This window comes from Arthrobacter sp. E1SS-5 (assembly GCF_057073715.1).
In genome coordinates, this window is record NZ_CP172703.1 from 2,465,776 (window position 1) to 2,491,802 (window position 26,027).

At 65.3% G+C, this 26,027-nt stretch carries 23 protein-coding genes and 3 tRNA genes; 10 read left to right on the forward strand and 16 right to left on the reverse strand.

The genetic code is table 11. From position 1 onward, the window contains the following. Nucleotides 1–418: 418 nt before the first annotated feature. Complete coding sequence (locus ACIGJD_RS11440) at nucleotides 419–1,417, forward strand: endonuclease/exonuclease/phosphatase family protein (RefSeq protein ID WP_483686303.1); 999 nt, start codon at nucleotides 419–421, stop codon at nucleotides 1,415–1,417. A gap of 15 nt (nucleotides 1,418–1,432) precedes the next feature. On the opposite strand, the gene ACIGJD_RS11445 is transcribed toward ACIGJD_RS11440, so the two are convergent. Together ACIGJD_RS11445 and ACIGJD_RS11450 are read right to left on the reverse strand one after the other, a co-directional pair. Continuing rightward, a complete protein-coding gene (locus tag ACIGJD_RS11445) occupies nucleotides 1,433–2,191 on the reverse strand; it encodes an SDR family oxidoreductase (RefSeq protein ID WP_483686304.1) in 759 nt (252 codons plus the stop codon). A gap of 18 nt (nucleotides 2,192–2,209) precedes the next feature. After that, the gene (locus ACIGJD_RS11450; protein ID WP_483686305.1) at nucleotides 2,210–2,581 is read right to left on the reverse strand and encodes a DUF488 domain-containing protein; all 372 of its coding nucleotides are present in this window, start codon (nucleotides 2,579–2,581) and stop codon (nucleotides 2,210–2,212) included. Between the two features lie 81 nt (nucleotides 2,582–2,662). Between ACIGJD_RS11450 and valS the strand changes: the two genes are divergently transcribed. Then, entirely contained in the window at nucleotides 2,663–5,284 is a 2,622-nt protein-coding gene (gene valS, locus ACIGJD_RS11455; protein WP_483686306.1) for a valine--tRNA ligase, read from the forward strand. Nucleotides 5,285–5,624: 340 nt separating this feature from the next. On the opposite strand, the gene ACIGJD_RS11460 is transcribed toward valS, so the two are convergent. The 6 genes from ACIGJD_RS11460 to ACIGJD_RS11485 form a co-directional block, all read right to left on the reverse strand. Then, nucleotides 5,625–6,239 (reverse strand): mycothiol-dependent nitroreductase Rv2466c family protein, encoded by a 615-nt coding sequence (locus ACIGJD_RS11460; protein ID WP_483686307.1) that lies wholly within the window; start codon nucleotides 6,237–6,239, stop codon nucleotides 5,625–5,627. A gap of 14 nt (nucleotides 6,240–6,253) precedes the next feature. Next, nucleotides 6,254–7,534, reverse strand: a complete 1,281-nt coding sequence (clpX, locus tag ACIGJD_RS11465) for an ATP-dependent Clp protease ATP-binding subunit ClpX (RefSeq protein ID WP_142133619.1) — start codon at nucleotides 7,532–7,534, stop codon at nucleotides 6,254–6,256. Nucleotides 7,535–7,708: 174 nt separating this feature from the next. Beyond that, the gene (locus ACIGJD_RS11470) at nucleotides 7,709–8,368 is read right to left on the reverse strand and encodes an ATP-dependent Clp protease proteolytic subunit (RefSeq protein ID WP_142133618.1); all 660 of its coding nucleotides are present in this window, start codon (nucleotides 8,366–8,368) and stop codon (nucleotides 7,709–7,711) included. Nucleotides 8,369–8,405: 37 nt separating this feature from the next. Further along, entirely contained in the window at nucleotides 8,406–9,029 is a 624-nt protein-coding gene (locus ACIGJD_RS11475) for an ATP-dependent Clp protease proteolytic subunit (protein WP_286404440.1), read from the reverse strand. Nucleotides 9,030–9,261: 232 nt separating this feature from the next. Then, the gene (gene tig / locus ACIGJD_RS11480) at nucleotides 9,262–10,653 is read right to left on the reverse strand and encodes a trigger factor (protein ID WP_483686308.1); all 1,392 of its coding nucleotides are present in this window, start codon (nucleotides 10,651–10,653) and stop codon (nucleotides 9,262–9,264) included. Nucleotides 10,654–10,729: 76 nt separating this feature from the next. After that, nucleotides 10,730–10,804, reverse strand: a tRNA-Pro gene (locus tag ACIGJD_RS11485). A 131-nt stretch (nucleotides 10,805–10,935) separates the two neighbouring features. Here ACIGJD_RS11485 and ACIGJD_RS11490 point away from each other — a divergent pair. Beyond that, nucleotides 10,936–11,009 (forward strand) — tRNA-Gly (locus ACIGJD_RS11490). Between the two features lie 48 nt (nucleotides 11,010–11,057). On the opposite strand, the gene ACIGJD_RS11495 is transcribed toward ACIGJD_RS11490, so the two are convergent. The 3 genes from ACIGJD_RS11495 to ACIGJD_RS11505 form a co-directional block, all read right to left on the reverse strand. Next, nucleotides 11,058–12,017: an Fpg/Nei family DNA glycosylase gene (locus ACIGJD_RS11495; protein WP_483686309.1), complete on the reverse strand. Its 960-nt coding sequence runs from the start codon at nucleotides 12,015–12,017 to the stop codon at nucleotides 11,058–11,060. Further along, nucleotides 12,017–12,511 (reverse strand): ribose-5-phosphate isomerase, encoded by a 495-nt coding sequence (locus ACIGJD_RS11500; RefSeq protein WP_286397517.1) that lies wholly within the window; start codon nucleotides 12,509–12,511, stop codon nucleotides 12,017–12,019. Before ACIGJD_RS11500 ends, ACIGJD_RS11495 begins: the two co-directional genes overlap by 1 nt. 87 nt (nucleotides 12,512–12,598) lie before the next feature. Continuing rightward, nucleotides 12,599–13,618, reverse strand: coding sequence for a hypothetical protein (locus ACIGJD_RS11505; protein ID WP_483686310.1), 1,020 nt, complete (start codon nucleotides 13,616–13,618; stop codon nucleotides 12,599–12,601). Nucleotides 13,619–13,791: 173 nt separating this feature from the next. Between ACIGJD_RS11505 and pepN the strand changes: the two genes are divergently transcribed. The 4 genes from pepN (at nucleotide 13,792) to ACIGJD_RS11525 (ending at nucleotide 18,082) form a co-directional block, all read left to right on the forward strand. Continuing rightward, nucleotides 13,792–16,365, forward strand: a complete 2,574-nt coding sequence (pepN, locus tag ACIGJD_RS11510; RefSeq protein ID WP_483686311.1) for an aminopeptidase N — start codon at nucleotides 13,792–13,794, stop codon at nucleotides 16,363–16,365. Further along, complete coding sequence (locus tag ACIGJD_RS11515) at nucleotides 16,362–16,835, forward strand: OsmC family protein (RefSeq protein ID WP_483686312.1); 474 nt, start codon at nucleotides 16,362–16,364, stop codon at nucleotides 16,833–16,835. The genes pepN and ACIGJD_RS11515 overlap by 4 nt, the downstream gene beginning before the upstream one ends. 94 nt (nucleotides 16,836–16,929) lie before the next feature. After that, nucleotides 16,930–17,613, forward strand: a complete 684-nt coding sequence (locus tag ACIGJD_RS11520) for a mechanosensitive ion channel family protein (RefSeq protein ID WP_483686313.1) — start codon at nucleotides 16,930–16,932, stop codon at nucleotides 17,611–17,613. A gap of 1 nt (nucleotide 17,614) precedes the next feature. After that, nucleotides 17,615–18,082, forward strand: coding sequence for a globin (locus ACIGJD_RS11525; RefSeq protein ID WP_142133610.1), 468 nt, complete (start codon nucleotides 17,615–17,617; stop codon nucleotides 18,080–18,082). A 39-nt stretch (nucleotides 18,083–18,121) separates the two neighbouring features. On the opposite strand, the gene ACIGJD_RS11530 is transcribed toward ACIGJD_RS11525, so the two are convergent. Continuing rightward, nucleotides 18,122–18,784 (reverse strand): DUF8185 domain-containing protein, encoded by a 663-nt coding sequence (locus ACIGJD_RS11530; RefSeq protein WP_483686314.1) that lies wholly within the window; start codon nucleotides 18,782–18,784, stop codon nucleotides 18,122–18,124. Between the two features lie 64 nt (nucleotides 18,785–18,848). On the opposite strand from ACIGJD_RS11530, the gene ACIGJD_RS11535 reads away from it, so the two are divergent. After that, complete coding sequence (locus tag ACIGJD_RS11535) at nucleotides 18,849–19,769, forward strand: acyl-CoA thioesterase (RefSeq protein ID WP_483686315.1); 921 nt, start codon at nucleotides 18,849–18,851, stop codon at nucleotides 19,767–19,769. A 140-nt stretch (nucleotides 19,770–19,909) separates the two neighbouring features. On the opposite strand, the gene ettA is transcribed toward ACIGJD_RS11535, so the two are convergent. The 3 genes from ettA to ACIGJD_RS11550 all read right to left on the reverse strand — a co-directional run bounded on the left by ettA (nucleotide 19,910) and on the right by ACIGJD_RS11550 (nucleotide 22,974). Further along, entirely contained in the window at nucleotides 19,910–21,592 is a 1,683-nt protein-coding gene (gene ettA / locus ACIGJD_RS11540; protein WP_483686316.1) for an energy-dependent translational throttle protein EttA, read from the reverse strand. 61 nt (nucleotides 21,593–21,653) lie between these two features. After that, complete coding sequence (locus tag ACIGJD_RS11545) at nucleotides 21,654–22,214, reverse strand: DUF6993 domain-containing protein (protein ID WP_483686317.1); 561 nt, start codon at nucleotides 22,212–22,214, stop codon at nucleotides 21,654–21,656. A 205-nt stretch (nucleotides 22,215–22,419) separates the two neighbouring features. Next, nucleotides 22,420–22,974 (reverse strand): single-stranded DNA-binding protein, encoded by a 555-nt coding sequence (locus ACIGJD_RS11550; protein ID WP_483686318.1) that lies wholly within the window; start codon nucleotides 22,972–22,974, stop codon nucleotides 22,420–22,422. Between the two features lie 206 nt (nucleotides 22,975–23,180). Between ACIGJD_RS11550 and ACIGJD_RS11555 the strand changes: the two genes are divergently transcribed. Then, nucleotides 23,181–23,253: transfer RNA gene (locus tag ACIGJD_RS11555), tRNA-Arg, on the forward strand. A gap of 189 nt (nucleotides 23,254–23,442) precedes the next feature. Then, nucleotides 23,443–24,726, forward strand: a complete 1,284-nt coding sequence (locus ACIGJD_RS11560; RefSeq protein WP_483686319.1) for a hypothetical protein — start codon at nucleotides 23,443–23,445, stop codon at nucleotides 24,724–24,726. Nucleotides 24,727–24,781: 55 nt separating this feature from the next. Here ACIGJD_RS11560 and ACIGJD_RS11565 read toward each other — a convergent pair whose 3' ends face one another. Beyond that, nucleotides 24,782–26,005 carry an ROK family protein gene (locus ACIGJD_RS11565; protein WP_483686320.1) on the reverse strand — a complete coding sequence of 408 codons (1,224 nt, stop codon included), beginning with the start codon at nucleotides 26,003–26,005 and terminating at the stop codon, nucleotides 24,782–24,784. Nucleotides 26,006–26,027: the final 22 nt, after the last annotated feature.

Genomic DNA, 26,027 nt, shown 5'->3' on the forward strand with positions numbered 1-26,027 from the left:
GGTTGAGCGTGGTGAACTCCCGGCAGCGGCCGGAGGTTCCGTTCAGGATGCGAGGACGGCTGCCGTGCCGTCCCTAAGACGTCACGCCCACCGCGGTACCACCTCACTTACCGGTGCCGCATGTTCCCAAAGGAACACCTGCCGCCCCGGCCTCTCATTACTGCTGTGACGGGCTTACCCGTCCGGTTCTACTGGCGCGGCGTACCTTGGAGGCAGCGGCCGCGGGTTCTTCCGGAAGCTCACCGGTGATTGCCGGGTCATAGCCACTCCAGAGTCTACTATCGAGGCAGCTCCAGTGCCATTCAGCACGAGCCCCACAGGTCAGGTCCATGCCGCCCTTCCGAATGAGTACCGCTCCAATCGACCAGTGTGCCCTCCCGGGGCTGACGCAGACCCGCGCATTGCCTAGACTCGCCTCATGGCAGCTTCCGGCCGCCCCGCGTGGGGTCGGCGTGCAACCACGGCCTGCAGATGGCTGTTCATTCCGGTCGCCCTGCCGGTAGGGGCGGTGTCAGTCATCCGCGCCGTCCCTGCCGATTGGCCCCTGCCGGCGGTCCAGCTCGTTGCGTTTACGCCCTGGTTCGCGGTGCCGGCTGCCGCGGCCCTGCTTCTTGCTTTCCTGGGACGGAGGCGATGGCAGCAGGCGGTGGCCGCGGCTTTGCTGGGTTGCCAGTTGTTCTGGCTGTTCCCGCTGGACGTCCGGGAACCTGCTGCCGAGGCTGCCGGGGCCCGGGCATCCCTGGTTGCCATGAGCATCAACGCGGAGTTGGGCGGTGCGGACGCCGCCGGAATCGTGGCCCTGGTCCGTCAAGAACGCGTGCAACTGCTGGCCATCGAGGAGTACACACCCCAATTGGCGCGAAGGCTTATGGCGGAAGGGCTGGACGGGCTGCTTCCCCATCGGGTCGCCCATGCCAGGGATGGCGCCGGCGGCACTGCCATCTACTCCTCGTACAACCTTGAGGATGCCGGCGTGCTCCCCGGCACCCAGTTCACCATGTCGGTTGCCCGGCTTAACATCGGCGCCGGGAGCCTGCAGGTGGTGGCCGTCCATACCCTGGCACCGGTAGGCAACGGCCTCCATCAGTGGCGCAGCGACCTGGCCACGGTGGCCGGGTCGGACAACGGTTCCCGGCCCCTGCTGCTGGCGGGCGACTTCAACGCCACCTTCGACCACCGGGAGTTCCGGGCCCTGCTGGCCGGACAGGGCGCTGGCCGGCCGCTGGTGGACGTTGCCGGCTCGCTGGGAAGCAGGCTGGTGCCCACCTGGCCGATGCGCGGCTTCCGCCTGCCCGGAATTACGCTCGACCACCTGGTGACCAGCCCGGACATCAGGGGCTCGGGATACTCCGTCCACCGGGTTGCCGACACGGACCACGCGGCGGTGGTGGCAACCCTGCATATCCAGGTTCCCTAGCTTTGTCTGCCCCGCTCAGCCCTTCCGGATGAGCTTGTAGTTGGCGGCCTGCGCCACCGGCCGGATGACGATCTGGTCCAGGTTGACGTGGTGCGGGACGTTGACGGCGTAGCGGACCACGTCGGCCACATCCTCCGCCGTCAACGGCTTCTCCACGCCCTGGTAGACCTTGCCGGCGGCCTGCGGGTCTCCCAGGCGGTTCAGGGCGAACTCCTCGGTCTGCACCAGGCCCGGTGCCACCTCGATGACACGCAGGTTGTGCTCGGCTTCCTCCAACCGCAGCGCGTTGGTCAGGGCGTGCTGGCCGAACTTGGCGGCGTTGTAGCCACCGCCGCCCTCGTACGCGTCCAGGCCCGCGGTGGAGGTCAGGTTCAACACCGTTCCTTCACCGGTGGCCCTCAGCATCGGCAGGAAGGCCCGGGTGAGCTTCATGGTCCCCAGTACGTTGACACGGTACATCCACTCCCAGTCGGCTGTGCTGGCATCGCCAACCTTGTCGGCGCCGCGGGCGCCGCCGGCGATGTTGACCAGCGTGTCGATGCCGCCTGCGTCGGTGACCTGCGCGAGGAGCCGGGACACGTCGTCGTCCTCTGCAATGTCTGCCGGAATCGCGATGGCACCGGTTTCGCTTTCCAAGGCCGCCAGGCGTTCGGCGCGGCGTGCCACGGCGAAGACCGTCCATCCGTCGGCGCGCAGCGCACGCACTGCCGCCTCCCCGATTCCGCTGCTCGCGCCGGTTACCAGTGCTGCCTTTTTCTGCAAGTCCTTCGTCATGGCACCACCCTAGCGGGATCAGCCGGCCGGACGTCCCTGGAGGTACTCAAGCAGGACCCGGGCATTGTTTTCCTCCGTGTTGCGGGCGGCGTAAAGGAGTGTGACCCGGGGGTGGCCGGCGGCCAGCTCCAGCAGGGCCTCCACTGCCGGGTTGGAGTCCAGTTCCAGCCGGTAGTGGTCGGTGAATTCGGCGAACCGCTCGGGGCGGTGGTTGAACTCCTTGCGCAGCTCTGTGGAGGGCGCCACGTCCTTGAGCCAAAGGTCGACGGCGGCACCTTCCTTGGGCATCCCACGGGGCCAGAGCCGGTCCACCAGCACCCGGAAGCCGTCGTCGTCCGCCGGCGGCTCATAGATGCGCTTCACTCTGAAGGTGCCTTGGATATCTCCCATATGGCGCATGCTACCCGCGCCCGAACGCAGGCGGGTCCACCGGGTTGGGTGGGATGCAAGCGGGCATGAAAGAATTGCCCAATGGCTGAAGACACGCAGGGTACAGACACGCCCACCACCGCCCCCATCAACGTTCCGGACAAGCCGGCCCTCGAAGGCCTCGAAAGTGCGCTCACCCAGCGCTGGCTTGCCGAGGGAACCTACAAGTTCAACCCCGATACCACCCGGGAGCAGGTCTACTCGATCGACACTCCCCCGCCCACCGCGTCGGGATCCCTGCATGTGGGGCACATGTTCTCCTTCACCCAAACGGACGTCCAGGCCCGCTACATGCGCATGACCGGCAAGAACGTCTTTTACCCGATGGGCTGGGACGACAACGGCCTGCCGACCGAACGCCGCGTCCAGAACTACTACGGCGTCCGCTGCGATCCCGCCATCCCCTACAACGCCGATTACCGTCCGCCGGCCCAGCCCGCAAAGAACCAGCGCGACTTCGACGTTGTGTCACGCCAGAACTTCATCGAACTGTGCGAAGAACTGGCTGTCGAGGACGAGAAAGTCTTCGAAAACCTGTTCCAGACCCTGGGCCTCTCCGTGGACTGGGACCTGACCTACCGCACTATCGATGACACCTCCCGGGCAGTGTCCCAGCGCGCCTTCCTGGCCAACCTGGCCGCCGGCGACGCCTACATGGCCGAAGCGCCCACATTGTGGGACGTCACCTTCCGCACCGCCGTAGCGCAGGCCGAGCTGGAGGACCGCGACGTCCCCGGCGCCTACTACCGGTACCCCTTCTTCACCGAAGACGGCCACAAGGTCTTCATCGAAACCACCCGCCCGGAGCTGCTCGCTGCCTGCGCCGCCCTGGTGGCAAACCCCGAAGACGAGCGGTACCAGCCGCTGTTCGGCAAGACGGTAAAGTCCCCGCTCTTCGGCGTTGAGCTCGAGGTCAAGGCCCACCCGCTGGCCAAGGCGGACAAGGGGTCCGGCATTGCGATGGTGTGCACCTTCGGCGACCTGACCGACGTCACCTGGTGGCGTGAGCTGCAGCTTCCCACGCGCCCCATCATGGGCCGTGACGGCCGCATCATCGCCGAAACACCGGACTGGATCACCAGCGAAGCCGGTAAGCAGGCCTACGCGGCCATCGCCGGCAAGACTGCCTTCTCTGCCAAGGAAGCCGTGGTGGAACTGCTCAAGGAAGCGGACCTGCTGGACGGCGAACCGAAGAAGATCACCCACCCGGTGAACTTCTTCGAGAAGGGCGACAAGCCCCTGGAAGTGGTTACCTCCCGCCAGTGGTACATCCGCAACGGCGGCCGCGACGAGGACCGCCGCGAACGCCTCATCGGCCGGGGCAAGGAAATCGACTTCCACCCGTCCTTCATGCGCTCCCGCTACGAGAACTGGATCGCCGGCCTGAACGGTGACTGGCTGGTTTCCCGCCAGCGGTTCTTCGGCGTGCCCATCCCGGTCTGGTACCCGCTCGATGCACAGGGCAACCCTGACTACGACAACCCCATCCTGCCCTCGGACGAGCTGCTGCCCGTGGACCCCGCGGCCGACGCCGCCCCGGGCTTCGACGAGTCACAGCGCGACCAGCCCAACGGCTTCACGGGCGACGCCGACGTCCTGGACACGTGGGCAACGTCTTCGCTGACCCCGCAGATTGTGGGCGGCTGGAGCCGGGACGAGGACCTGTTCGCCAAGGTCTTCCCGTTCGATCTCCGCCCGCAGGGCCACGACATCATCCGTACCTGGCTGTTCTCCTCCGTGGTCCGCGCCGACGCGCTCCAGAAGTGCGCGCCCTGGAAGCATGCGGCCATTTCCGGCTGGATTCTGGACCCGGACCGTAAAAAGATGTCCAAGTCCAAGGGCAACGTGGTAGTCCCTACCGATGTCCTGAACGAATACGGCTCCGATGCTGTGCGCTACTGGGCTGCGTCCGCTCGGCTGGGTGCGGACACCGCTTATGAGATCGCGCAGATGAAGATCGGCCGCCGCCTGGCCATCAAGCTGCTGAACGCCTCCAAGTTCGTGCTGAACCTCGGCGCCACAGAAAACTCCGTACTCACCGGAGACCTCGGCGTCCTGACGAATCCCTTGGACCGGGCACTGCTGGCCCAGCTTGCCGACGTCGTGGCACAGTCCACCAAGGCGTTCGACAACTACGATTACGCACGCGCCCTGCAGCTCACGGAGTCCTTCTTCTGGCAGTTCACGGACGATTACGTCGAGCTGATCAAGGACCGCGCCTACGGAGCCGCCGGCGAAGCTGAGCAGGCATCCGTGCTGGCTGCCTTGGCCACCACCCTGGACACCCTGCTGCGGCTCTTCGCCCCGTTCCTCCCGTTCGCCACGGAGGAAGTGTGGAGCTGGTGGCGCAATGGCTCCGTGCACCTCGCCGAATGGCCGGCTGCGCTGGAGATCCCCGGCGGGGACACCACCATGCTGGCAACGGTTGGCGTGGCCCTCAGCGGTGTACGCAAGGCCAAGTCGGAGGCCAAGGTCAAGCAGCGCACCGAAGTGCTGTCCGCAACCATCACCGCCCCTGAGGCGCTGACGGCACAGCTGCAGGCCGGGCTGGCTGATCTGAAAGCGGCGTCAAACGCCCGTGAGATCACTTTGGCGGTGGGTGACGGCGACCTTGCAGTGACCGACGTTGCCCTTGCACCGAGCGACGAGCCTGCCAAGGCCTGATTCCCGGACGTTTCCGGACACAGGGGAAGCCCCATCAGCGTTTTGCCGTTGGTGGGGCTTCGACTGTTTCGGCCATCCGGTGACGTGATCTGATGGTCTGGCAGGATCCGCTGATCTTCAGGTCTTACTACCCCGTCACTGGTAGCTTGCAGCGACTTTGCCGATGGCTGCGTAAACTGCATATCACTGAATCTTTGGCTCCTGCGTCCCCTTCTTTCGAAGTGGTATGAACAATTGTTCTCCCGCCCAGGACCACGTGCAAGGGCCCCGGGAAAACTACATTTCGGTAGTTTTCCCGGGGCCCTTGGCTTTCCGGTTTTGGTGGCCGGGCGGCCGCCGGTCAGTCGAATTCGGGGCTTTCGGTGCGGCTGCGCTTCAGCTCGAAGAAGTGCGGGTAAGCCGCAATCGTCGTGGTGGCGTCCCAGATGCGTCCGGCTTCCTCACCCCGCGGAACGCGGGTCAGGACGGGACCAAAAAAGGCGGTTCCATTGAAGGCCACCACAGGGGTGCCGACATCCTGGCCCACGAGCGAAATGCCTTCCTCATGGCTGGCCCGCAGCTGCTGGTCGTAGGCGTCGGTGTTGGCGGCATCGGCCAGCGAGGCCGGAAGGCCGCACTCAGCAAGCGCCTTGGTGATGACCGCCGCCCGGTCCTTCATCCCCTGGTTGTGGATCAGGCTGCCCATGGCATCATAGAGCGGTTTGATGAACAGCGGCCCGTGTTCTTCCCTGGCGGCGATGATCACCCGGACCATGCCCCAGGCGTTGTCCATGGACTCGCGGTAACCGGGGTCCAGGTCGCGTCCCTCATTCAGGACGGCAAGGCTCATCACGTGCCACTCGGTCTCGATGTCGCGGACGCTTTCCACCTCACCGATCCAGCGGGAGGTGACCCAGGCGAACGGGCACAGGGGGTCGAACCAGAAATCGGCTTTGTTCTTGGCAGGCGAAGTCACAAAGGTCCTCTCGGTCAGGCAGACTTACGGCGCTTGGCCACGTGCGGAATCATGGTGGGTTCGGCTCCCCGGAGGACCACGTCTTCGGTGATCACTACGCTGGCAACGTCCTCGCGGCTGGGAAGATCGAACATCACGGGAAGCAGGACCTCTTCGAGAATGGCGCGCAGGCCGCGGGCACCGGTGCCGCGCTCCAGGGCCTGGTCCGCGATGGCTTCCAGGGCGGTGTCATCAAAGACCAGTTCCACGCCATCGATCTGGAACATCTTCTGGTACTGCTTCACCAAGGCGTTCTTGGGCGTGGAAAGGATCTGGATCAGGGCGTCCCGGTCCAGGTTGGACACCGTGGTGATCACGGGGAGCCTGCCGATGAATTCGGGGATCAGCCCGAATTTCAGCAGGTCCTCCGGCATGACCTCGCCGTAGGAATCAACCTTCTTGCTGGCCTCATTCAGAGGTGCCCCAAAACCGATGCCCTTGCGGCCGGAGCGGGACCCGATGATTTCCTCCAGGCCTGCGAAGGCTCCGGCGACGATGAACAGGACGTTGGTGGTGTCGATCTGGATGAATTCCTGGTGCGGGTGCTTGCGTCCGCCCTGCGGCGGAACGGAGGCCACGGTGCCCTCCAGGATCTTCAGGAGCGCCTGCTGCACACCCTCGCCGGAAACGTCACGGGTAATGGAGGGGTTTTCGCTCTTGCGCGAAATCTTGTCGATCTCGTCGATGTAGATGATGCCCTGTTCGGCCTTCTTGACGTCGTAGTCCGCGGCCTGGATGAGTTTGAGGAGGATGTTCTCCACATCCTCACCCACGTAGCCGGCCTCGGTGAGGGCGGTGGCATCCGCTACGGCGAAGGGAACGTTCAGGCGCCGGGCAAGGGTTTGGGCGAGGTAGGTCTTACCGCAGCCGGTGGGGCCGATGAGGAGGATGTTGGATTTGGCGATTTCGACGTCGTCGTGGTGCCCGCCCTCCCCCAGGCTCCCGGACTTTGGCGCATGACCTGCCTGGATGCGCTTGTAGTGGTTATAAACCGCGACGGCGAGGGAGCGCTTGGCAGGCTCCTGGCCGATGACGTATTCCTGGAGGAAGTCGAAGATTTCACGAGGCTTGGGCAATTCGAAGCTGCCCAGGTCGGCCACCTCGGCCAGCTCCTCTTCGATGATTTCGTTGCACAACTCGATGCATTCATCGCAGATGTAAACACCGGGCCCGGCAATGAGCTTGCGCACCTGCTTCTGGCTCTTTCCACAGAAAGAGCACTTCAGCAGATCCGTGCTCTCGCCAATCCGAGCCATATGTGAACCCCTTAGTATCCCGCTGCCAGGCAGCCCTGCACCGTTGCTGAAATCTTCCGGACCAGCGCGGACCGGATTGTGACACCATCCACTCTAGGTCACATTCGGCCCCAAGGGTGGAAAGAAAAGGCCGGTGCGGCCAAATGAACAGGGCCGCACCGGCTTTCCGTACTACTACCTCGTGATTGCCTGAGGCTTGATCTTGCGTGAATCAAGCACCTGGTCGATGAGGCCGTATGCCTGGGCCTCATCCGCGGTGAGGATCTTGTCGCGCTCGATGTCGTTGTTGACCTGCTCCGACGTGCGGCCGGAGTGCTGCGCCAAGGTGTCCTCGAGCCAGGAGCGCATGCGCATGACCTCTGCCGCCTGGATCTCCAGGTCGGAGGCCTGGCCGCCCTGGCCGCCGGACAGTGCCGGCTGGTGGATCAGGACGCGGGCATTGGGCAGGGCAAGCCGCTTGCCGGGGGTACCGGCCGCCAGCAGGACCGCAGCCGCGCTGGCGGCCTGGCCCAGGCAAACGGTCTGGATCTCGGGACGGATGTACTGCATGGTGTCGTAGATGGCCGTCATGGCCGTGAACGATCCACCGGGCGAGTTGATGTAGATGGTGATGTCGCGGTCCGGGTCCGTGGACTCGAGGACCAGCAGCTGCGCCATGATGTCGTCAGCGGAAGCGTCGTCCACCTGTACGCCGAGGAAGATGATGCGGTCCTCGAAGAGCTTGGTGTATGGGTCCTGGCGCTTGAAGCCGTAAGGGGTGCGTTCCTCGAACTGCGGCAGTACGTAGCGGCTGGACGGAAGATTGCCGGCTGACCACCCGAAGTTGTAGTTCATTGTGTTTGCTCCTGATCGAAGGGGTTCTGGATGCCGGTTAGCTCTGGGAGTCGGATTCGCCGGAGGAACCGTTGGATGTTCCACCGCCGCCGGACACGGAGCCGGCGTGCGCGGCGATCTTGTCGAAGAAACCATATTCGAGTGCCTCTGCGGCAGTGAACCACTTGTCGCGGTCGTTGTCCTTGAGGATGGTTTCCACGGTCTGGCCGGTCTGTTCAGCGGTCAGTTCCGCCATGACCTTCTTCATGTGCAGGATGAGTTCGGCCTGGATTTTGATGTCGGACGCGGTACCGCCGATGCCGCCGGAAGGCTGGTGCATCAGCACGCGGGCGTTGGGGGTGGCGTAGCGCTTGCCCTTGGTGCCCGAGGAAAGCAGGAACTGGCCCATGGAAGCGGCAAGGCCGGTGGCGACGGTGACGACGTCGTTGGGGATGAACTGCATGGTGTCGTAGATAGCCATGCCTGCCGTGACGGAGCCGCCGGGCGAGTTGATGTAGAGGTAGATGTCCTTTTCCGGGTTCTCGGCCGAGAGCAGGAGCAGCTGCGAGCAGATCGCGTTGGCGTTGTCGTCACGCACCTCCGAGCCCAGCCAGATGATCCGCTCCTTGAGAAGGCGGTTGTAAATGTAGTTGTCCTGGGCTGCAGGATCGACGGTCGCCATCCGGGGGGCCTCTGAGTGCTGTGACATGTTTACTTACCTCTCACTGGTGACGGTGACATCACTGAAAATCACTACTTGGACACTAACCGGTTTCGCCGGTGTTTTGTTCGCGCACTGACGGCTGTTCGCTGACGGCGCACGATCGTCGAATCGGCGGTGTGTTGTTACAGCTTCAACGCGAACGGCCCCCGGATCGGAGTGATCCAGGGGCCGTGCTGCGGGTCGGTGAGGACTAGGCCTTGGCCTCTGCGGCAGCGTCCTCGGCTTCGACAACCTCGGTCTCAGCGGCGTCAGCTTCGGTGGCGTCAGCGTCGGCTGCGGGAGCCTCCTCGCCGCCGGGGCGGACGAAGTCGCTCAGGTCCACTGCCTTGCCCTCGGTGTCGGTCACCGTGGCCTGGCCCAGGACGACGGCCAGCGCCTTACGGCGGCGGACCTCGGAAACCATCATGGGAACCTGGCCGCTCTGATCGATGATCTGGGCGAACTGGTTGGGGTCCATGCCGTACTGGCTGGCGGTAGTGACGATGTAGTCGATCAGCTCGTTCTGGCTGACGTTGACTTCTTCCTTCTCCGCGATGGCGTCGAGGATGATTTCGTTCTGGAAGGCGCGGGCCGTGTTGGCGCGGACCTCTTCGCGGTGCTCCTCGGTGTCGTGCTCGCCGTCTCCGTGGCCGTTGCCCTCCTGGAAGTGTGCTTCGAGCTGCTCTTCGACGACGGAATCCGGAACGGGGACCTCGACGAGTTCCACCAGCTTGTCCAGGACCTTGTCGCGGGCTTCAACGCCCTGCTCCACGACCTTGGAGTCGGCAGCCTGCTTGGCAAGGTCTTCACGCAGCTCGGCGAGGGTGTCGAACTCGGAGGCGAGCTGGGCGAAGTCATCGTTCGCCTCGGGCAGTTCGCGCTCCTTGACGGCCTTGACCACAACCTTGACCTGGGCTGCTTCGCCGGCGTGGTCGCCGCCCACCAGGGTGGTGTCGAAGATGGCGTCCTCGTCTGCGCTGAGCCCGGTGACGGCCTCGTCCATGCCCTCGAGCATGGTGCCGGCGCCAACCTGGTAGGACAGGCCGGCAGCGGAGTCGACCTCTTCGCCGTCGATGGTGGCGGTGATGTCGATGGTGAGGAAGTCGCCGTCGGCAGCGGGACGGTCAACGGACTTCAGGGTGCCGAAGCGCCCGCGCAGTTCGTCAAGGGCCTTGTCAACGTCGGCTTCGGAGGATTCCGCAGCAGCAACCTGAACCTCGATGCCGGCGTAGTCCGGGAGTTCGATCTCGGGGCGGACGTCCACCTCTGCGGCGAACTTCAGGCCGCCGTCGGTTGCCGAGGGATCGGGCACCTCGGTGATTTCCACCTCGGGACGGCTCAGGGGGCGGATGCCGGACTCCTGCACGGCAGCCTGGTACCAGCCGTTCAGGCCCTCGTTGATGGCCGTCTCCAGGACGTAGCCACGGCCGACGCGCTGGTCGATGAGCTTGGCGGGAACCTTGCCCTTGCGGAACCCGGGCACCTGGATCTGCGAGGCAACAGTCTTGTAGGCCGAGTCGATGCTGGGCTTCAGTTCCTCAAAGGGGACCTCAACATTGAGCTTGACCCGCGTGGGGGTGAGGTTCTCGACAGCGCTCTTCACGGTCTAAGTACTCCTGGGTTGTGGGATGGGTTTCTGCAACGCATTGTGTCCAGGCCGACTGGTCCTGGCCGCAGAGTCGGGGTGACAGGATTTGAACCTGCGACTTCCTGCTCCCAAAGCAGGCGCTCTAGCCAAGCTGAGCTACACCCCGTAAGTGCACAGGCAAGTCTACGGTGATACGCGTCGCGATTGCACATTTGACACGTAGGCCATGGATTAGGTTTAGTTGTATCCGGCTTGAACAGCCAGCCCGGAGTTTCCGCGAAAAACGGATCTTCCTTCGGGGACGTAGCTTAATGGTAAAGCCTCAGTCTTCCAAACTGATTACGCGGGTTCGATTCCCGTCGTCCCCTCCAGAACGGTAAAGGCCCCTCACCTGAGGGGCCTTTTTCTGTTCCTGTTTTCTATTCCTGCGGCTGCTGGCAGAACGGGCACCAGTAGAGGTTCCGTCCGGCGAGCTCAGCGGTCAGCACGACGGTGCGGCAAACCCGGCAGGGCAGTCCGTGCCGCTTGTAGACGAAATGGACGTCGTCACGGTGCGGAAAGCTGGCGCTCTTCGCCGGAACGGGCACGCCCGCCGCAGCTGCCTTCGCAGCCGTGGTGCCGTCGAGCGTCCAATATTTCGGCGGGGTGGTGATGATCCGCCCGTCCGCCACGCCGTCGGTCATGACGGCCACGATGTCGCGCCAGAGCTTGCGGGCGTCGCCGTCCGCCAGTGCGCTTCCGGGCAGCCACGGGTCCAGGCGGCGGCGGAACAGGACTTCGGCGCGGTAGACGTTCCCGACGCCGGCAATCACCTTTTGGTCCATGAGCAGCGCCGCCAGCGCGGTCTTCCGCGACCGAAGGTTCGCAGCGAACCTGCCGGCGTCCCCGCGCAGGTTCCGCAACGGGTCAGGCCCCAGCCGGGCCAGTACCGCGTCCGCTTCCGCCGCGGTGATGGTTTCGCAGGTGGTGGCACCGCGAAGGTCCGCCCAGCCGTGGCTTCCGGCGAGCCTGACCCGCACGGCCCCGACGGGTGCCGGCGGTCCGGCGTACGGTGCGCCGCCGTCGTTATCCCCGTCAGCGAATGCCTCCTGCTCCCCTACCCGCCGCGGGGCACCGATGCTCGAGGCGCCGCTGAAGGTGCTGTCACCTCCGAAACTCCAGGCGCCGTACAGGCCCAGGTGGACATGCAGCACCAGCGAGTTGTCGAAATGCAGGAACAGGTGCTTGCCGTGTGCCTCGGCGGCAACCATGGTGCGGCCGTCCAGCAGCGCCGCTCCCCCACTGAACCGGCCCTGCGGACTGGAAACAGCCAACGCTTCGCCGGTGAAGACGTCACCGAACTGCCGGGCGAGCCTGCGGACGGAATGGCCCTCAGGCACTACTCGATGACCTCGCCGGTTGCCTCGAACACGGCGATTTTTTCGATCCGGCGGATGTGGCGCTCATCGTTGCTGAACGGTTCGGCCAGGAATGCCTCGACCAGTTCGGTGGCTTCTTCCACCGTGTGCTGGCGGCCGCCCAGGGCCACCACGTTGGCGTCGTTGTGCTCGCGGGCCAGGGTTGCAGTGGAGAGGTTCCAGGCGAGGGCGGCGCGGATGCCCCTGACCTTGTTGGCGGCGATCTGTTCGCCGTTGCCGGAGCCGCCCAGCACGATGCCAAGGGCGTGGATGCCGGCCTCCCGGTCTGCCACCACGGCAAGGGCGGCGTTGATGCAGAAGGACGGGTAGTCGTCCTGGGCGTCGTAGACCTGGGGACCGTGGTCCACCACCTCATATCCCTTCCCGGTCAGGTGGGACACCAGGTGGGCGCTGAGCTCCATTCCTGCGTGGTCGGTGGCGATGTGGACCCGCGGGAAGGCAGGGGTAGTGGTCACGTGCTAAGTCCGTTCATTTCGTGGGGCTGGCGGGGCGCCGGTGGAGGCCGGAACGACACCGATAAGGATACTAGGACGGGCCGCGCCTCAGGATTCCGGCCGTCTGCCGGCAGGTGGCGGGCTTCCGCCGCGACGGGCCCTGGCGGCCACCCGGGTGAGGACTTCGGCCAGCCGCGCGGCCGAAGCCTGGCTTCCGCCGCTGACGGCGACGCGCTGGCCGTCGGTCTTGCTGACGACGACGGCGGGCCCGCTGCTGACCAGCATGGCGGCGGTTCCGCGGTGGTGGCGGTAGCCCCACCCGCCATAGTCCGCCGCTTTGACGTCCGCGGCGCTGGCATCTGAAATGGCGCCGGCAGGCACGTCCATGACCGGGACCACCCCGGCCAGCAGAACCTTCAACCCTCGCCGGTCCGCCCTGATGCGGGCAAAGAGGAACGCGGCCCCGATGACAGCCAGGACAACCAGGAGGATCCCCAGCCACGGCACCACCACCGCAATCAGTGCTGCCGGGAACAGGGAGGCGATGGCGATCATTACGAAGACCGAACTCCGGGCATGCACCCAGAGCCGGATGCTGTCCCTGGCAAGGTCGGGATCCAGTTCCCTGGCGATGGCAACCTGCAGGGCCCGGTCGTCATCCGGCGACCATTGCCGGTCCGCCTTGTACACCATGCCCATTGAAACGCCGAGCGATACAGCGGCACCACTGCCGAGGGCGAGGACGGTCATGTCCACATGCGACTGCCGGGCGTCGGCCAGCCCGGTTTGGCCGATCAGCCCGGCGGCAAGGGCCGAGGTGACGAACAGGCTGAGGAACAGCCCCGCCCCCATCATGATGCGCCGCATCATGACCGGCCTGCCAAGGGGTACCGCCTGCAGCAGGACCGCCCAGCCTGCCACGACGATTCCTGCGGCACCAACCCCTACATAGGCGCCGAACGGCGCGAAGGCTGCACCGCCGTCGTCAGTCCACTGGATGGCGAGTGGATCCGGGAGGTCCGGACGCAGCAGGAACGCGCAGTAGACAAAGGCGGCGGCCAGCACAACGGGGAACCCGACAGCAAAACGCATCGCCTTGGTGTCCACCGAATCCAGCAGCTTTCCCATGTATTCAACGCTACCCCTGCGGCAGCCCCGCCAACCGTCCGGCCCGGCAGGGAACCGGCTGTGACCTGCGCAACTTGCCAAGGACTGCAGGGATGGAAGAATGCATCACAGTGCCGGAACCGGGACCACCGGCCGGCAGCCGCAACTTCTCTGGAGGACCTCCTTTGCCAGGCATGAACCTGACGCGCGCCGAAGCCCGTGAGCGCGCCGAACTGATCACCGTCGAGTCCTACGATGTCAACCTTGACCTGACCCGCGGCGGCGAGGTCTTTGGCAGCACCACCACCGTGAAATTCACGGCGGCACCGGGATCGTCCAGTTTCATCGACGCTGTCACCCGGACAGTGCACGGCGTGACCCTGAACGGCCGCAGCCTTGACCCGGCAACCGTGTCGGATGGCGTGAGGATCCAGCTGCCGGACCTGGCGGAGCACAACGAGCTGACCATTGTGGCCGACATGCCCTACATGAACACCGGCGAAGGCCTGCACCGGTTCGTGGACCCGGTGGACAACGAGGTCTACCTGTACACGCAGTTTGAGGTTCCCGACTCCCGCCGGATGTTCAGCGTGTTCGAGCAGCCGGACCTGAAGGCCACGTTTGCCTTCACCGTCACGGCGCCTTCGCACTGGGACGTCATCTCCAACTCCCCCACACCTTCGCCGGAGGAAGCCGCCCCGGCAGAAGACGGCTCGGCCAGGTCCGTGTGGACGTTCGCGCCGACGCCCCGGCTGTCCTCCTACGTCACGGCCCTGATTGCCGGCCCTTACCAGTCCGTCCGCAGCGAGGTCACCAGCTCCGACGGCCGCGTGGTCCCGCTCGGGGTCTTTGCCCGTAAGTCGCTGATGCAGTACCTGGACGCGGACAACATCTTCGAACTCACCCGCCAGGGCTTCGAATTCTTCGAGGCGCAGTTCGGCTGCCCGTACCCGTTCGAGAAGTACGACCAGTTGTTTGTTCCGGAGTTCAATGCCGGCGCCATGGAGAACGCCGGGGCGGTCACCATCCTGGAAGGCTACGTTTTCCGCAGCAAGGTCACCGGGGCCCAGATCGAGCGCCGCGCCATCACCGTGCTCCACGAACTGGCGCACATGTGGTTCGGCGACCTGGTGACCATGCGCTGGTGGAACGACCTGTGGCTCAACGAGTCCTTCGCCGAATACATGTCCCACCTCGCCGCCGTCGAGGCCACATCCTTCACCAGTGCCTGGACCACGTTCGCATCCGTGGAGAAGTCCTGGGCCTACCGGCAGGACCAGCTCCCCACCACGCACCCCATCTTCGCCGAGATCAACGACCTGCAGGACGTAGAGGTCAACTTCGACGGCATCACCTACGCCAAGGGCGCCTCGGTGCTCCGGCAGCTAGTGGCCTGGGTGGGGCCGGAACAGTTCATGGCCGGTGTCCGCGAGTACTTTGCCAAGCACTCCTGGCACAACACGGAACTAAGCGACCTGCTGGTGGAACTGGAGAAGGCCAGCGGACGCGACCTGGATGACTGGGGCCGGCAGTGGCTGGAGACCGCCGGGGTCAACACCCTGGCCCCCGAGCTGGACGTGGACCCGGACGGGACGCTGAGGTCCTTTGCCATCCAGCAGTCGGCGGTTCCCGAATGGCCCACGCTCCGCCCGCACCGCCTGGCCGTAGGGTTCTACAACCTGAACGGCGCAGGCAAGCTGGAGCGGGTGCACCGCGAGGAGCTGGATGTCGACGGCGAACGTACTGAGGTGCCGGCACTGGCCGGCCTTGCCCAGCCGGACCTGATCCTCATCAACGACGACGACCTCGCCTACGCCAAGGTGCGGCTGGATCCCAAGTCGCTGGCCACCGCCACCGCCCGCCTGAAGGACTTCGCCGAAAGCCTGCCCAGGACCCTGGTATGGAACTCGGCATGGGACGCCGCCCGGGACGGCGAGACTCCGGCCCGGAAGTACGTGGAGCTGATCCTGGCCAACGTGGCCGCGGAGACCGACTCGTCCGTGATCCTGGTCCAGCTCCGACAGCTGGCCACCACCCTGAATTTCTATGTGGCCGAAGAACACCGCGAGGCAACCACGGTGGCGGCCGCGGACCGGCTGTGGGATCTGGCTGCGGAGGTTCCGGCAGGCTCCGACGGACAGCTGCAGTTCGTCAAGGCATTCGCCCTCCTGGCGCGCAGCGGGTCACAGCTGGACCGCGTGGCCGGCCTGCTGGACGGGTCGGTGGCTTTGGAAGGACTGAGCCTGGACCAGGACCTCCGGTGGGAACTGGTGGCCTCGCTGGTGGCCGGCGGCGGGATGGGCCAGGACGGCATCGACACTGAACTGCAGCGGGACAACACCTCCAGCGGACAGAATGCGGCGGCGCTGGCAAAGGCCGCCATCCCCACCCCGGAGGCAAAGGCCGCGGCCTGGGAGTCCATCGTGGTCAAGGGCGAACTGTCCAACGCGCTGCAGGGATCGGCGGTGACCGGCTTCATGCGGGTGCTGGACCGCTCCCTCCTGGAGCCGTACTCCGAAAAGTACTTCGCGGCTGTGCCGGGCATCGTGGCAACCCGCACCCACGCACTTGCCCAGCAGATCGTCGTCGGCCTCTATCCGGCGCTGCTGACCACGCAGGCCACCATCGACCGGACCGATGGCTTCTTGGCGTCGCTGCCGGCCGAAAGCGCCGCACTGCGCCGCATGATGCTGGAAAACCGCGACGGCGTTGCGCGCGCCCTGAGAGCACGCGCCGCCGACGTGGTGACGGACGGCAGCCCGCAGTGAGCCTCGGCGAACACCACTACTCCCTGGCAGTCCAGTGGACCGGCAACCGCGGAGACGGCACCTCGTCCTACCGGAGCTACTCGCGCGACCATGACGTGCTCATTCCGGGCCTGCCGCCCCTGAAGGGCTCCGCCGACCCCACGTTCCACGGGGACCGGGAACGGTACAACCCGGAGCAGCTCCTCCTGGCCGCGCTGGCCCAGTGCCACATGCTCTCCTATCTGCATGTGGCCGTGAAGCACGGCGTGGTGGTCACTGACTACCGGGACGAGGCAACCGGGCTGATGCGGCTGAACCGGGACGGCAGCGGCCAGTTCGAGCGGGTGGTCCTGCATCCGCACGTGACGGTGGCCGACGCCGCGCAGGCCGAACTGGCCGCGTCGCTGCACCACGAGGCCAACCAGGTCTGCTTCATCGCCCGGAGCGTGAACTTCCCGGTGGAGCACCGGCCGGAGACCATGGCGGGCTAGAGCCGGACCGGGCTGCCTGGATGCGCATTGCTCCACGCTGCGGCGCTAGGGTTGAAAGAGAACAGAGCAATACCCCAAGGAGCTACTTCCACCCATGGTCAGCATGTTGTCCCTCCTCCCCCCTGTCGCCAGCCAGCCAAGCGGCGTAAGCATCCCGGGGATCGTGATCAGCCTCGGCATCGGCGTCGCCGTTTGGCTGGCGGCCACCTTCGTCATCTCGCGCATCACCAAGCGCGTCGCGGCGGGAAGCAATTTCTTCAGGAAGCCCACCTTCAGATGGGCGGCACCGGCCTTCCGTGCCCTGGACCACGAACGGCGGGTCCAGCGCGCGGAGACGATCGGTTCGCTCCTGAACAGTGTGGTGGGCGTGCTGGTGGTGATCATCACCGGCATGTACGTGCTGCAGAACCTGGACATCAATATCACCCCGTTGCTCACCAGCGTGGGCATCCTGGGTGTTGCCATCGGCTTCGGCGCCCAGCAGCTGATCCGGGACTTCCTGGCCGGCATCTTTATTACCATTGAGGACCAGTACGGGATCGGCGACGTGATCGAAACCAGCGAAGTGGTGGGCGTGGTGGAGTCCATGGGCCTGCGCATCACCCGCGTCCGCTCGGACGACGGCGCCATCTGGTACCTGCGCAACGGCGAGATCCTGCGAGTGGGCAACCGGTCGCAGGGGCGCTACGTCCCGCTGCACGAATCCGACGACGGGACCACCGACCAGGGCTCGGCGCACGTTGAGACCAAGAAGACAGACCAGAAAGCCGGGGACTAGCATGTCGCTTCCCATCGAGCCGCGCCGCCCTGACCAGGGGCAGCGGCCACCGCTGATGCAGAACGATCCCTTCAGCAAGCCGGAGTACACCGACAGCTTCTATGATGCCGTGGGCGGCCACGACACCTTCGTGAAGCTGATCGACGTCTTCTACGACGGCGTGGCCACCGATCCGCTGCTGCGTCCGATGTACCCGGAAGAGGACCTGGCCCCTGCCAAGCGCCGGTTCCTGATGTTCCTGGAGCAGTATTGGGGCGGCCCCACTACTTACGGCGAGGAACGCGGCCACCCGCGCCTGCGGATGCGGCACATGCCCTTCAAGGTCACTCCCGAGGCAAAGGACCGGTGGCTGTTCCACATGCGCACCGCTGTGGATGCCCTGGAATTGCCGCCGCTCTACGAAGGCACCCTGTGGGACTACATGGAGCGGGCCGCCCTGTCCATGGTGAACAGCCCTTCGGGATCCTGAGCTCCTGGTATCCGCCGGAGCAGATACGGCCGCAGGGGCCTAAAGCAGGCCGCTGCCGGTCCGGGCCAGGACGTGGCCTCGGGGACCGCTAAGCCGGAACCAGCGGCCGGCGCGGTACAGCTTCTGGTCTCCGTCGCCAAGGAAGCCCAGCGCGAAGGCTGCGAATGCGGCGCCGGCGGGCAGTCCGGCGTCGTCAAATTCCCTGCCCCACACGGACGCCCGTGCGTTGTTGACGATGAGGGCGCCAGGCTTGTCCGGCACGATATTCGCAACTTCGGCAATACCTGACTCCGCAGCAGCCCGGAGCCGGGCGTCGCTGAGCGATCCCAGCAGCTCCCACCCGCCCCGGGGCGCCCCTACCCCGGTCCACGACTCGGTGACGGTGGTGGGCGGAACCGGCAGTTCGGCGTCCTGATCCCCTACCCGCGCCAGCCGGTCCAGGACGGATGACAGCGCAACGGTGACATCTGTCGCGGACGGTTCCGCCAAGGCCATTGTGCGCAGGCCCAGGATGGTGGGGGTCGATTCGCCCAGGAGCCTGGGCCGCAGGGCGCACACATATGCGGCAAGGACGGAGCCGGCGGCCTGCAGGCGGATGGCTCCTGCATCGTCGATGGCCTTGGCCCGGGTGGCAAACGTCCTCAGGTCGGCCAGATCGCGGGGATCGGCGAAACGGAAGGACGAGGTGAGAAGTTCAGACACACCTAAGACACTACCGGCTGCAGTCCGGTTGAGCGGTTCGCCGGGCGCCGTCTAGAGTCGGACCATGACTGAAGCCGAAGCCGGACTGCTGGCGCCGCCAAGCGGAGACCCCACCTCATCGCTGATTGAACTGCTGGACCTTGGTGAGCTCGAGGGCGCGCGAACGGATGAGGACATTTTCCTGGGTCCCTCACAGCGGCAGCCGCACCACAGGGTGTTCGGCGGGCAAGTGCTGGCGCAGTCGCTGGTCGCGGCCACAAGGACGGTGGATCCGGAGCGGTTCGTGCACTCCATGCACGGCTACTTCCTGCGGCCCGGCGACGCCAACAAACCCATCACCTTCGGGGTGCAGCGGCTGCGCGACGGCCGGTCCTTCTCCGCCAGGCGCGTCCACGCCTACCAGGACGGGGTGCCCATCCTGTCCATGATTGCCTCCTTTCAGGGTGAAGATGAAGGCATCGACCACTCCTCCGCCATGCCGGCTGGAATCCCGGACCCTGAGTCACTGCCCAGCACAGCTGACCTGCTGGGGAAGTTCGACCATCCCGTGGCCAGGCATTGGGCGTACGAGCGCCCCTTTGACATCCGGCACGTGGACCCGCCGCTGTACGTTTCCGCATCCGGGCCGCGCGATGCCCGCAACGCCGTGTGGATGAAGACCTTCGGCCCGATGCCGGACGACTCCAACCTGCACCGCGCCGCCCTGGCCTACGCCAGCGACTACACCCTTCTCGAATCCATCCTGCGGCGGCACGGCCTGAACTGGACCACCCCGGGGATGAACGTAGCCAGCCTGGACCACGCGATGTGGTGGCACCGCCCGGCGCGGGTGGACGAGTGGCTGCTTTACGTCCAGGAGTCCCCCAGCGCCCACGGCGCCCGCGGACTGGCCACCGGCAAGATTTTCGACCGTGAGGGCCACCACGTCGCCTCGGTTGCCCAGGAGGGCATGGTCCGCGTTCCCACCGTCCCAAAGGACGCATAGAACCTACCGGCAGCTCCAGCGGCACTTTTACCCGTGGGAATGGGTAAGGCCGGCACCGGGTGAACTGTTCAACTTGAACAGTTCACTTCGGGTGCCGGCCTTACTCTTATGCGCTGGTCATCCGTTGCCGGACCCGCGGACTAGTCGCGGGTGAGGCGCCGGTGGGTGACGCGGTGCGGCTTGGCTGCGTCGGGGCCCAGCCGCTGGACCTTGTTCTCCTCATAGGATTCGAAGTTGCCCTCGAACCAGTACCACTTGGAGGGGTTGTCGTCGTCGCCCTCGTAGGCCAGGATGTGGGTGGCCACCCGGTCCAGGAACCAGCGATCGTGCGAAACCACCACGGCGCAGCCGGGGAACTCGAGCAGCGCGTTTTCCAGGCTGCTTAGGGTTTCGACGTCGAGGTCGTTGGTGGGCTCATCAAGCAGCAGCAGGTTGCCGCCCTGTTTCAGGGTAAGCGCGAGGTTCAGCCGGTTCCGTTCACCGCCGGAGAGGACACCGGCCTTCTTCTGCTGGTCCGGGCCCTTGAAGCCGAATGCGGCCACGTAGGCGCGGGACGGCATCTCGACGTTGCCCACCTGGATGAAGTCGAGCCCGTCGGACACGACCTCCCACAGGGTTTTGTTGGGGTCGATGCCGCCGCGGCTCTGGTCCGCGTAGGAGATCTTGACCGAATCACCGATCTTCAGGTCGCCGCCGTCGAGCGGCTCCAGGCCGACGATGGTCTTGAAGAGGGTGGTCTTGCCCACGCCGTTGGGGCCAATGACGCCCACGATGCCGTTGCGGGGCAAGGTGAAGGACAGCCCGTCGATCAGGACCCGGTCCTCGAAGCCCTTCTGGAGGTTTTTGGCCTCCAGGACCAGGCCGCCCAGGCGGGGTCCCGGCGGAATCTGGATCTCTTCGAAGTCAAGCTTGCGGGTGCGGTCTGCCTCCGCAGCCATCTCCTCGTAGCGGGCCAGACGGGCCTTCGACTTGGTTTGGCGGCCCTTAGCGTTGGAGCGGACCCACTCGAGTTCCTCGGCAAGGCGCTTGGCCTGCTTGGCGTCCTTCTTGCCTTGGATTTCCAGGCGGGCGCGCTTCTTCTCCAGGTAGGTGGAGTAGTTGCCTTCGTAGGGGTACAGGTGGCCGCGGTCCACTTCGGCAATCCATTCAGCCACGTGGTCCAGGAAGTAGCGGTCGTGGGTCACGGCAAGGACGGCGCCGGGGTAGCTGGAGAGGTGCTGTTCGAGCCACAGCACGCTCTCGGCGTCCAGGTGGTTGGTGGGCTCATCGAGGAGCAGCAGGTCCGGCTTCTGCAGGAGCAGCTTGCAAAGTGCCACTCGGCGGCGTTCACCACCGGAAAGGTTGGTGACATCGGCGTCGGCCGGCGGGCAGCGCAGCGCGTCCATGGCCTGTTCCAACTGGGAGTCGAGGTCCCACGCATCGGCGGCGTCGATGGCTTCCTGCAGCTTGCCCATCTCTTCGAGGAGGGTGTCATAGTCAGCGTCGGGGCTGGCCATTTCCTCTGAAATCTCGTTGAAGCGCTGGATCTTTCCGTAGATCTCGCCCACGCCTTCCTGGACGTTGCCCAGGACGGTCTTTTCCTCGTTCAGGGGCGGTTCCTGGAGCAGGATGCCCACGCTGTAGCCGGGGCTGAGCCTGGCCTCACCGTTGGAGGGCGTGTCCAGGCCGGCCATGATCTTCAGGATGGTGGACTTACCGGCACCGTTGGGGCCCACAACACCGATCTTGGCGCCCGGGAAGAAGGACATGCTTACGTCATCAAGGATGAGTTTTTCGCCAACGGCCTTGCGGGCCTTGGTCATTGTGTAGATAAATTCCGCCATGGTCTCAAATCTAGTGGGTTGGCGGGCAGATCTCACATTTGCAGCCGGCAGGCCTCGGCGATCAGGACCCCACGAAACATTTGCCGCTGGCCAGCACCGGTAGGACCGTGACGGTTACGGCGCCTTCACGCACCTGCCCGATGACACAATCCCTCCCCTGCAGCACGGCCGCTTCGATGGCATCCGCTTCCAGTCCGGTGGGCGTCCGGCTTTGCGAGACCTGGAGAACACCAGGCGCGATACCTGCACCCGTCAGGGCTTCGCTGACCTGCGCTGTGGCCGGCTTGGGGGTTCCGCTTGCCAGTTTGGTCAGAGTGTCCGTAACAGTGCGTTTCACCGTCTCGGTGGCCGCCGCAGCCGCTTGCGCCCCACCGGACGTGTCGGCCAGCGGTTCTCCGCTGGGACGGGTGCTTCCCGGAGCCGAACCAGCTGCCTGGGCCGGCTCCTGCGTTGCACCGCCGGTTGCCTTGGCCTGCGATGACGTCTGCCCGCCATTGGTCCCAATTGCCGGTTGGCTTGCGGAAGGCCCGGCAACACACCCTGACAGGACACAGGCCACGACGGCGCATGCCAGTGCTGCACCGGCGCGTTTGTTCGGCCGCTGGTAAGGGGTGGGTTGCATGGTGTCATTCTGCCATGGAAGCAGGCAGGCACCGGCGTGTACGACCGGCACCGGGGATGGGCCTGCGGGAAACATCGTCCGGAACCATCCGCAGCAACAGGCGGCCTGCCATCAGGCATTTGGCGGGCGGACGGAGGGCGGCCGGGGGGTGCCGCCGTCCGTCCGCCCGAACTGAAGGGGGACGCTTGTACCTGATGCGTGTTTCCTAGACTTCGGCGAGTTCCCCCGTTTCCAGGTCCAGCGAGGCGAGGGTACCGTCACTGTCCTCGATGACGACGGCGGGTTGGCCGTGGTCCTCGGGGTGTTCGTCCTCGTGGTCCTCCAGATCATCCGGAACCTGGTCCATTCCGGTGGCGTCATCGGGAACCGGCGGCTGCTCCACCAGGGAGAGTGCCGGCCTGGATGCGGTACGAATGAAGTTTGCCGACCCAAAGGTGAGATCGTGCCCCACGGCCTCCGCGTCGATGATGGTGGAGTGGTATACCCGGCCGTCCTTTTCCCAGGTGTGGATCTTCAGCTTGCCCACGACGATGACCGGCTGGCCCTTCCTGATGCTGCACCCCAGGGTTCCAGCAAGGTTGCGGTAGCCCTGGACGGTGAACCAGTTGGTGGGTCCGTCACCCCAGGTCTTGGATGCCCGGTCAAAACGACGGGCGGTGGACCCGAGCCGGAAGGAGGCGGTTGCTACTCCTCCTGGCGTGGTGGAACTCGTTATCTCCGTGGCCACGAAGCCACGGATGGTGATTATCGTTTCGCTCATGTCTACGTCCTGTCTGGATGGTGGCGCCTTAGCAGGCATGACCAGCATCGCGCCGGACAACGCCGGGCGGCAGGCACGGGTTTTCATATGTGGACAACAACCGCCGTCGGACCACATGTGGAGGAGGGGTGGCGGCAGGATGCCGCCACCTGCACCTCGGGCAAGGTAAACTTTTGGAGGCGCCGGCCCGAGGGCCGGAAGCCGACGCCTCAGTAGCTCAGGGGATAGAGCAGCGGCCTTCTAATCCGCCGGTCGGGGGTTCGATTCCCTCCTGGGGCACCGGAAAATGCGGTCCCGGCCAGTCGACGCGCTGGGCGGGACCGCATTCTTGTTCTCTTCGGAGCACTCAATGGTCTGCTCTTCCTGCAGGAAAGTCCTTCATCCGGCCTCCTCGTTTTGATGCCGGAAGATCCCGTCCATTAGATTAAGTCCGGCATTCCATGGGGGAATGGGATGAGGGCAGGTCCAGTGAAAACGCGGGTGGCAAGAGCGCTGTCATACATCGGCGCACTGGTACTGGTCAGCCTGCTGTCATGGATGAGGCTCCCGGCGCACGCGCAGGGCGTCCTCTGGGCAGAGGACGGGGCCGTCTTCTTGTCGGATGCTATGGCTCCTGACGATCGGTGGACACCATTCAAGCCCTACGCCGGATACTTGCATTTCATACCCCGCATAGCCGCGGAGATCGTGGTGCGTGCGTTCCCTGTACCTGATTATGCGTACGCGATGAATTTCCTGGCCTGCGCAGCCCTCGCCTGCATAGCACTGATGACCTTCCACTGCTCCAGTTCCCTGACGACGAGTGTATGGATACGTGGAGCATGGGCAGCAATCCCCATATTCGTCAACGTGGGAGCGATTGAAACACTTGGCAACTTCGCGAATCTGCACTGGTACTTACTCTGGCTCGCCCCATGGCTCCTGATCAAACCAGCAAGAACGCGGGCTGAAGCAGTCCTGCTGTTCGCTGCAGCATTCGCCACGGCAACGACGGAGATCATATCGGTCCTCTTCACGCCGTTGTTCTTCTACCGCTGGCGCAACCGCAGCCTGTGGCCTGCGAAAGCAGGCCTTGCACTGGGATTGTGTGCCCAGGTGTACACCACGGTTACTTATCCCAGGGCTCCGTACACGCAATACCAGCTGGATCCCGCATCACTTATCTACGGGTGGCCGCTAAACACCGCGGGCCCCCTGGTCTATGGTTACGCACGGGCACTCACACAGCAGATCGTCAATTTCGGCGCCGCACCGATAATTTTGGCGTTCCTGATCGTAGCTGTCGCCGCGGCTGCCGTCTTCATATACGGGCGGCGGCAGCACCGCCGCCTGGCGATGATGTTCCTCTCCGCGTCCATCCTGGTGTGGATTGCCTGCGCCGCGGCGAACCCCGCTCCCTTCCTCGATTACGCCCGGTTTACCGACGCCGATTGGATCGAACAGTTCGCTTTCACCCGATATTCGGTTGCAGCCACCATGTTTGTCCTGGCCATAGTGCCGGTGCTTTCATCAGCGTTGGTGAGGTGGGCACTCTGGACACAACCCGCGATCCTGGTCGGTTTTAGCCTGCTCCTCGCATCCATGTACTTCCCTCCCTTCACGACCAGGGACTCGGGCCCCGCCTGGGCTGAACAAGTGGCCGCAGGGGCAGAGAAGTGCAGTTCCGGCGGTGCGACCGCTTTCACCGCTGCTGTTGCGCCGCACTACTTCACCGGCTCCGTCGAGATACCCTGCCCGGCGCTCGAAAAATGACTGGCGGGAAGATCAACAGGTCAACCTGCTGAAAACGCGGCTATTTCCGTCAGCGCTACTGCAGCCGGTGCGGCGCCTCCACCAGCGACCGGATGACGCTGCCGGCTGCACCCAGCAGGGCTCCCGATTCGCCCACCGCGGAGACTGTGACCTGTTCCGACGCATACTTGCCCGGCGCGTACTTCTGCACGCTTTCGATCAAGGGACCGCGCAGCCATGGCTCGAGGACCGCGAAATGCCCGCCAAGGACCACCGACTGAATATTGACCACCCGTGCCGTGGAGGCGAGCGCGATGCCCAGGCAGCGGCCCGCCCGTTCAACGGCGGCAACCGCCTCAGGGTCTCCGGCGTCCAGCGCCCCCAGCAGCGCGGACATGCTGGCGGACCGTGATGCAGTCTCCGGGGCGACGCCGGACGCGGCGAAAATGGCGTCCTGGCCGGCCACAGTTTCCAGGCACCCGGTACCGCCGCAGGAACAGCGGCTGCCGTCCGGCTCCACCACGATGTGCCCCACTTCGCCGGCATGGCCTTGCGGACCCGTGAACAGTTCGGACCCGATGACGATCCCGCCACCGACACCCACTTCACCGGAGACAAACAGGAAGTCGGAGGCACCATTCGGCCGGTACCTCAGTTCCGCCAAGGCTGCGGCATTGGCCTCATTGAAGAGCGCCACACCCAGGGGGGCTTCGGGCAGCAAAGCACCAAGGTCAAGGTCCACATCGACCCAGCCAAGGTTTGGGGCGGTAAGCACCCGCGCCGCAGCAGGGTCAACGAGTCCAGGAACGGCCAGCCCTCCGCCGAGGACCTCGACCCCCCGTTCGCCCGCCGCACGCCGTACCCGTGCAACCAGGACTGCCAGCGCCGCCAGCACCGCGGCATCCGGGCTGTTGCGGTTATCGCGCTCCTTGACCTCACGGATCAGGACATTCCCGGCCAGGTCAACCACGGCCGCCGAGATGTAGTCCACATTGATTTCCATCCCCATGACGGCGCGGCCGGGGTTGAGCTCCAGTCCCACACCCGGCCGGCCGCGCCCCTGCGGGTTCAGGCCTATTTCCCGGATGATTCCGGCGTCCAGGAGGTCCAGCACCAGGCTGGATACCGACGCCTTGGTCAAGCCTGTGGCACCCGCGATCTGCGCCCGGCTGGGACAGGTGCCGCGGGGGAATTCAGCAATCGCGCCCAGGACCAGGGCTAGGTTGCTGCGCCGGACATCCCCCACGCTTCCGGGGGCTGCGCCTCCCGGTCCCGCCACTGCAGGCGCCGGCATCACCATCACAAAGCTCCTCAGTCTATGG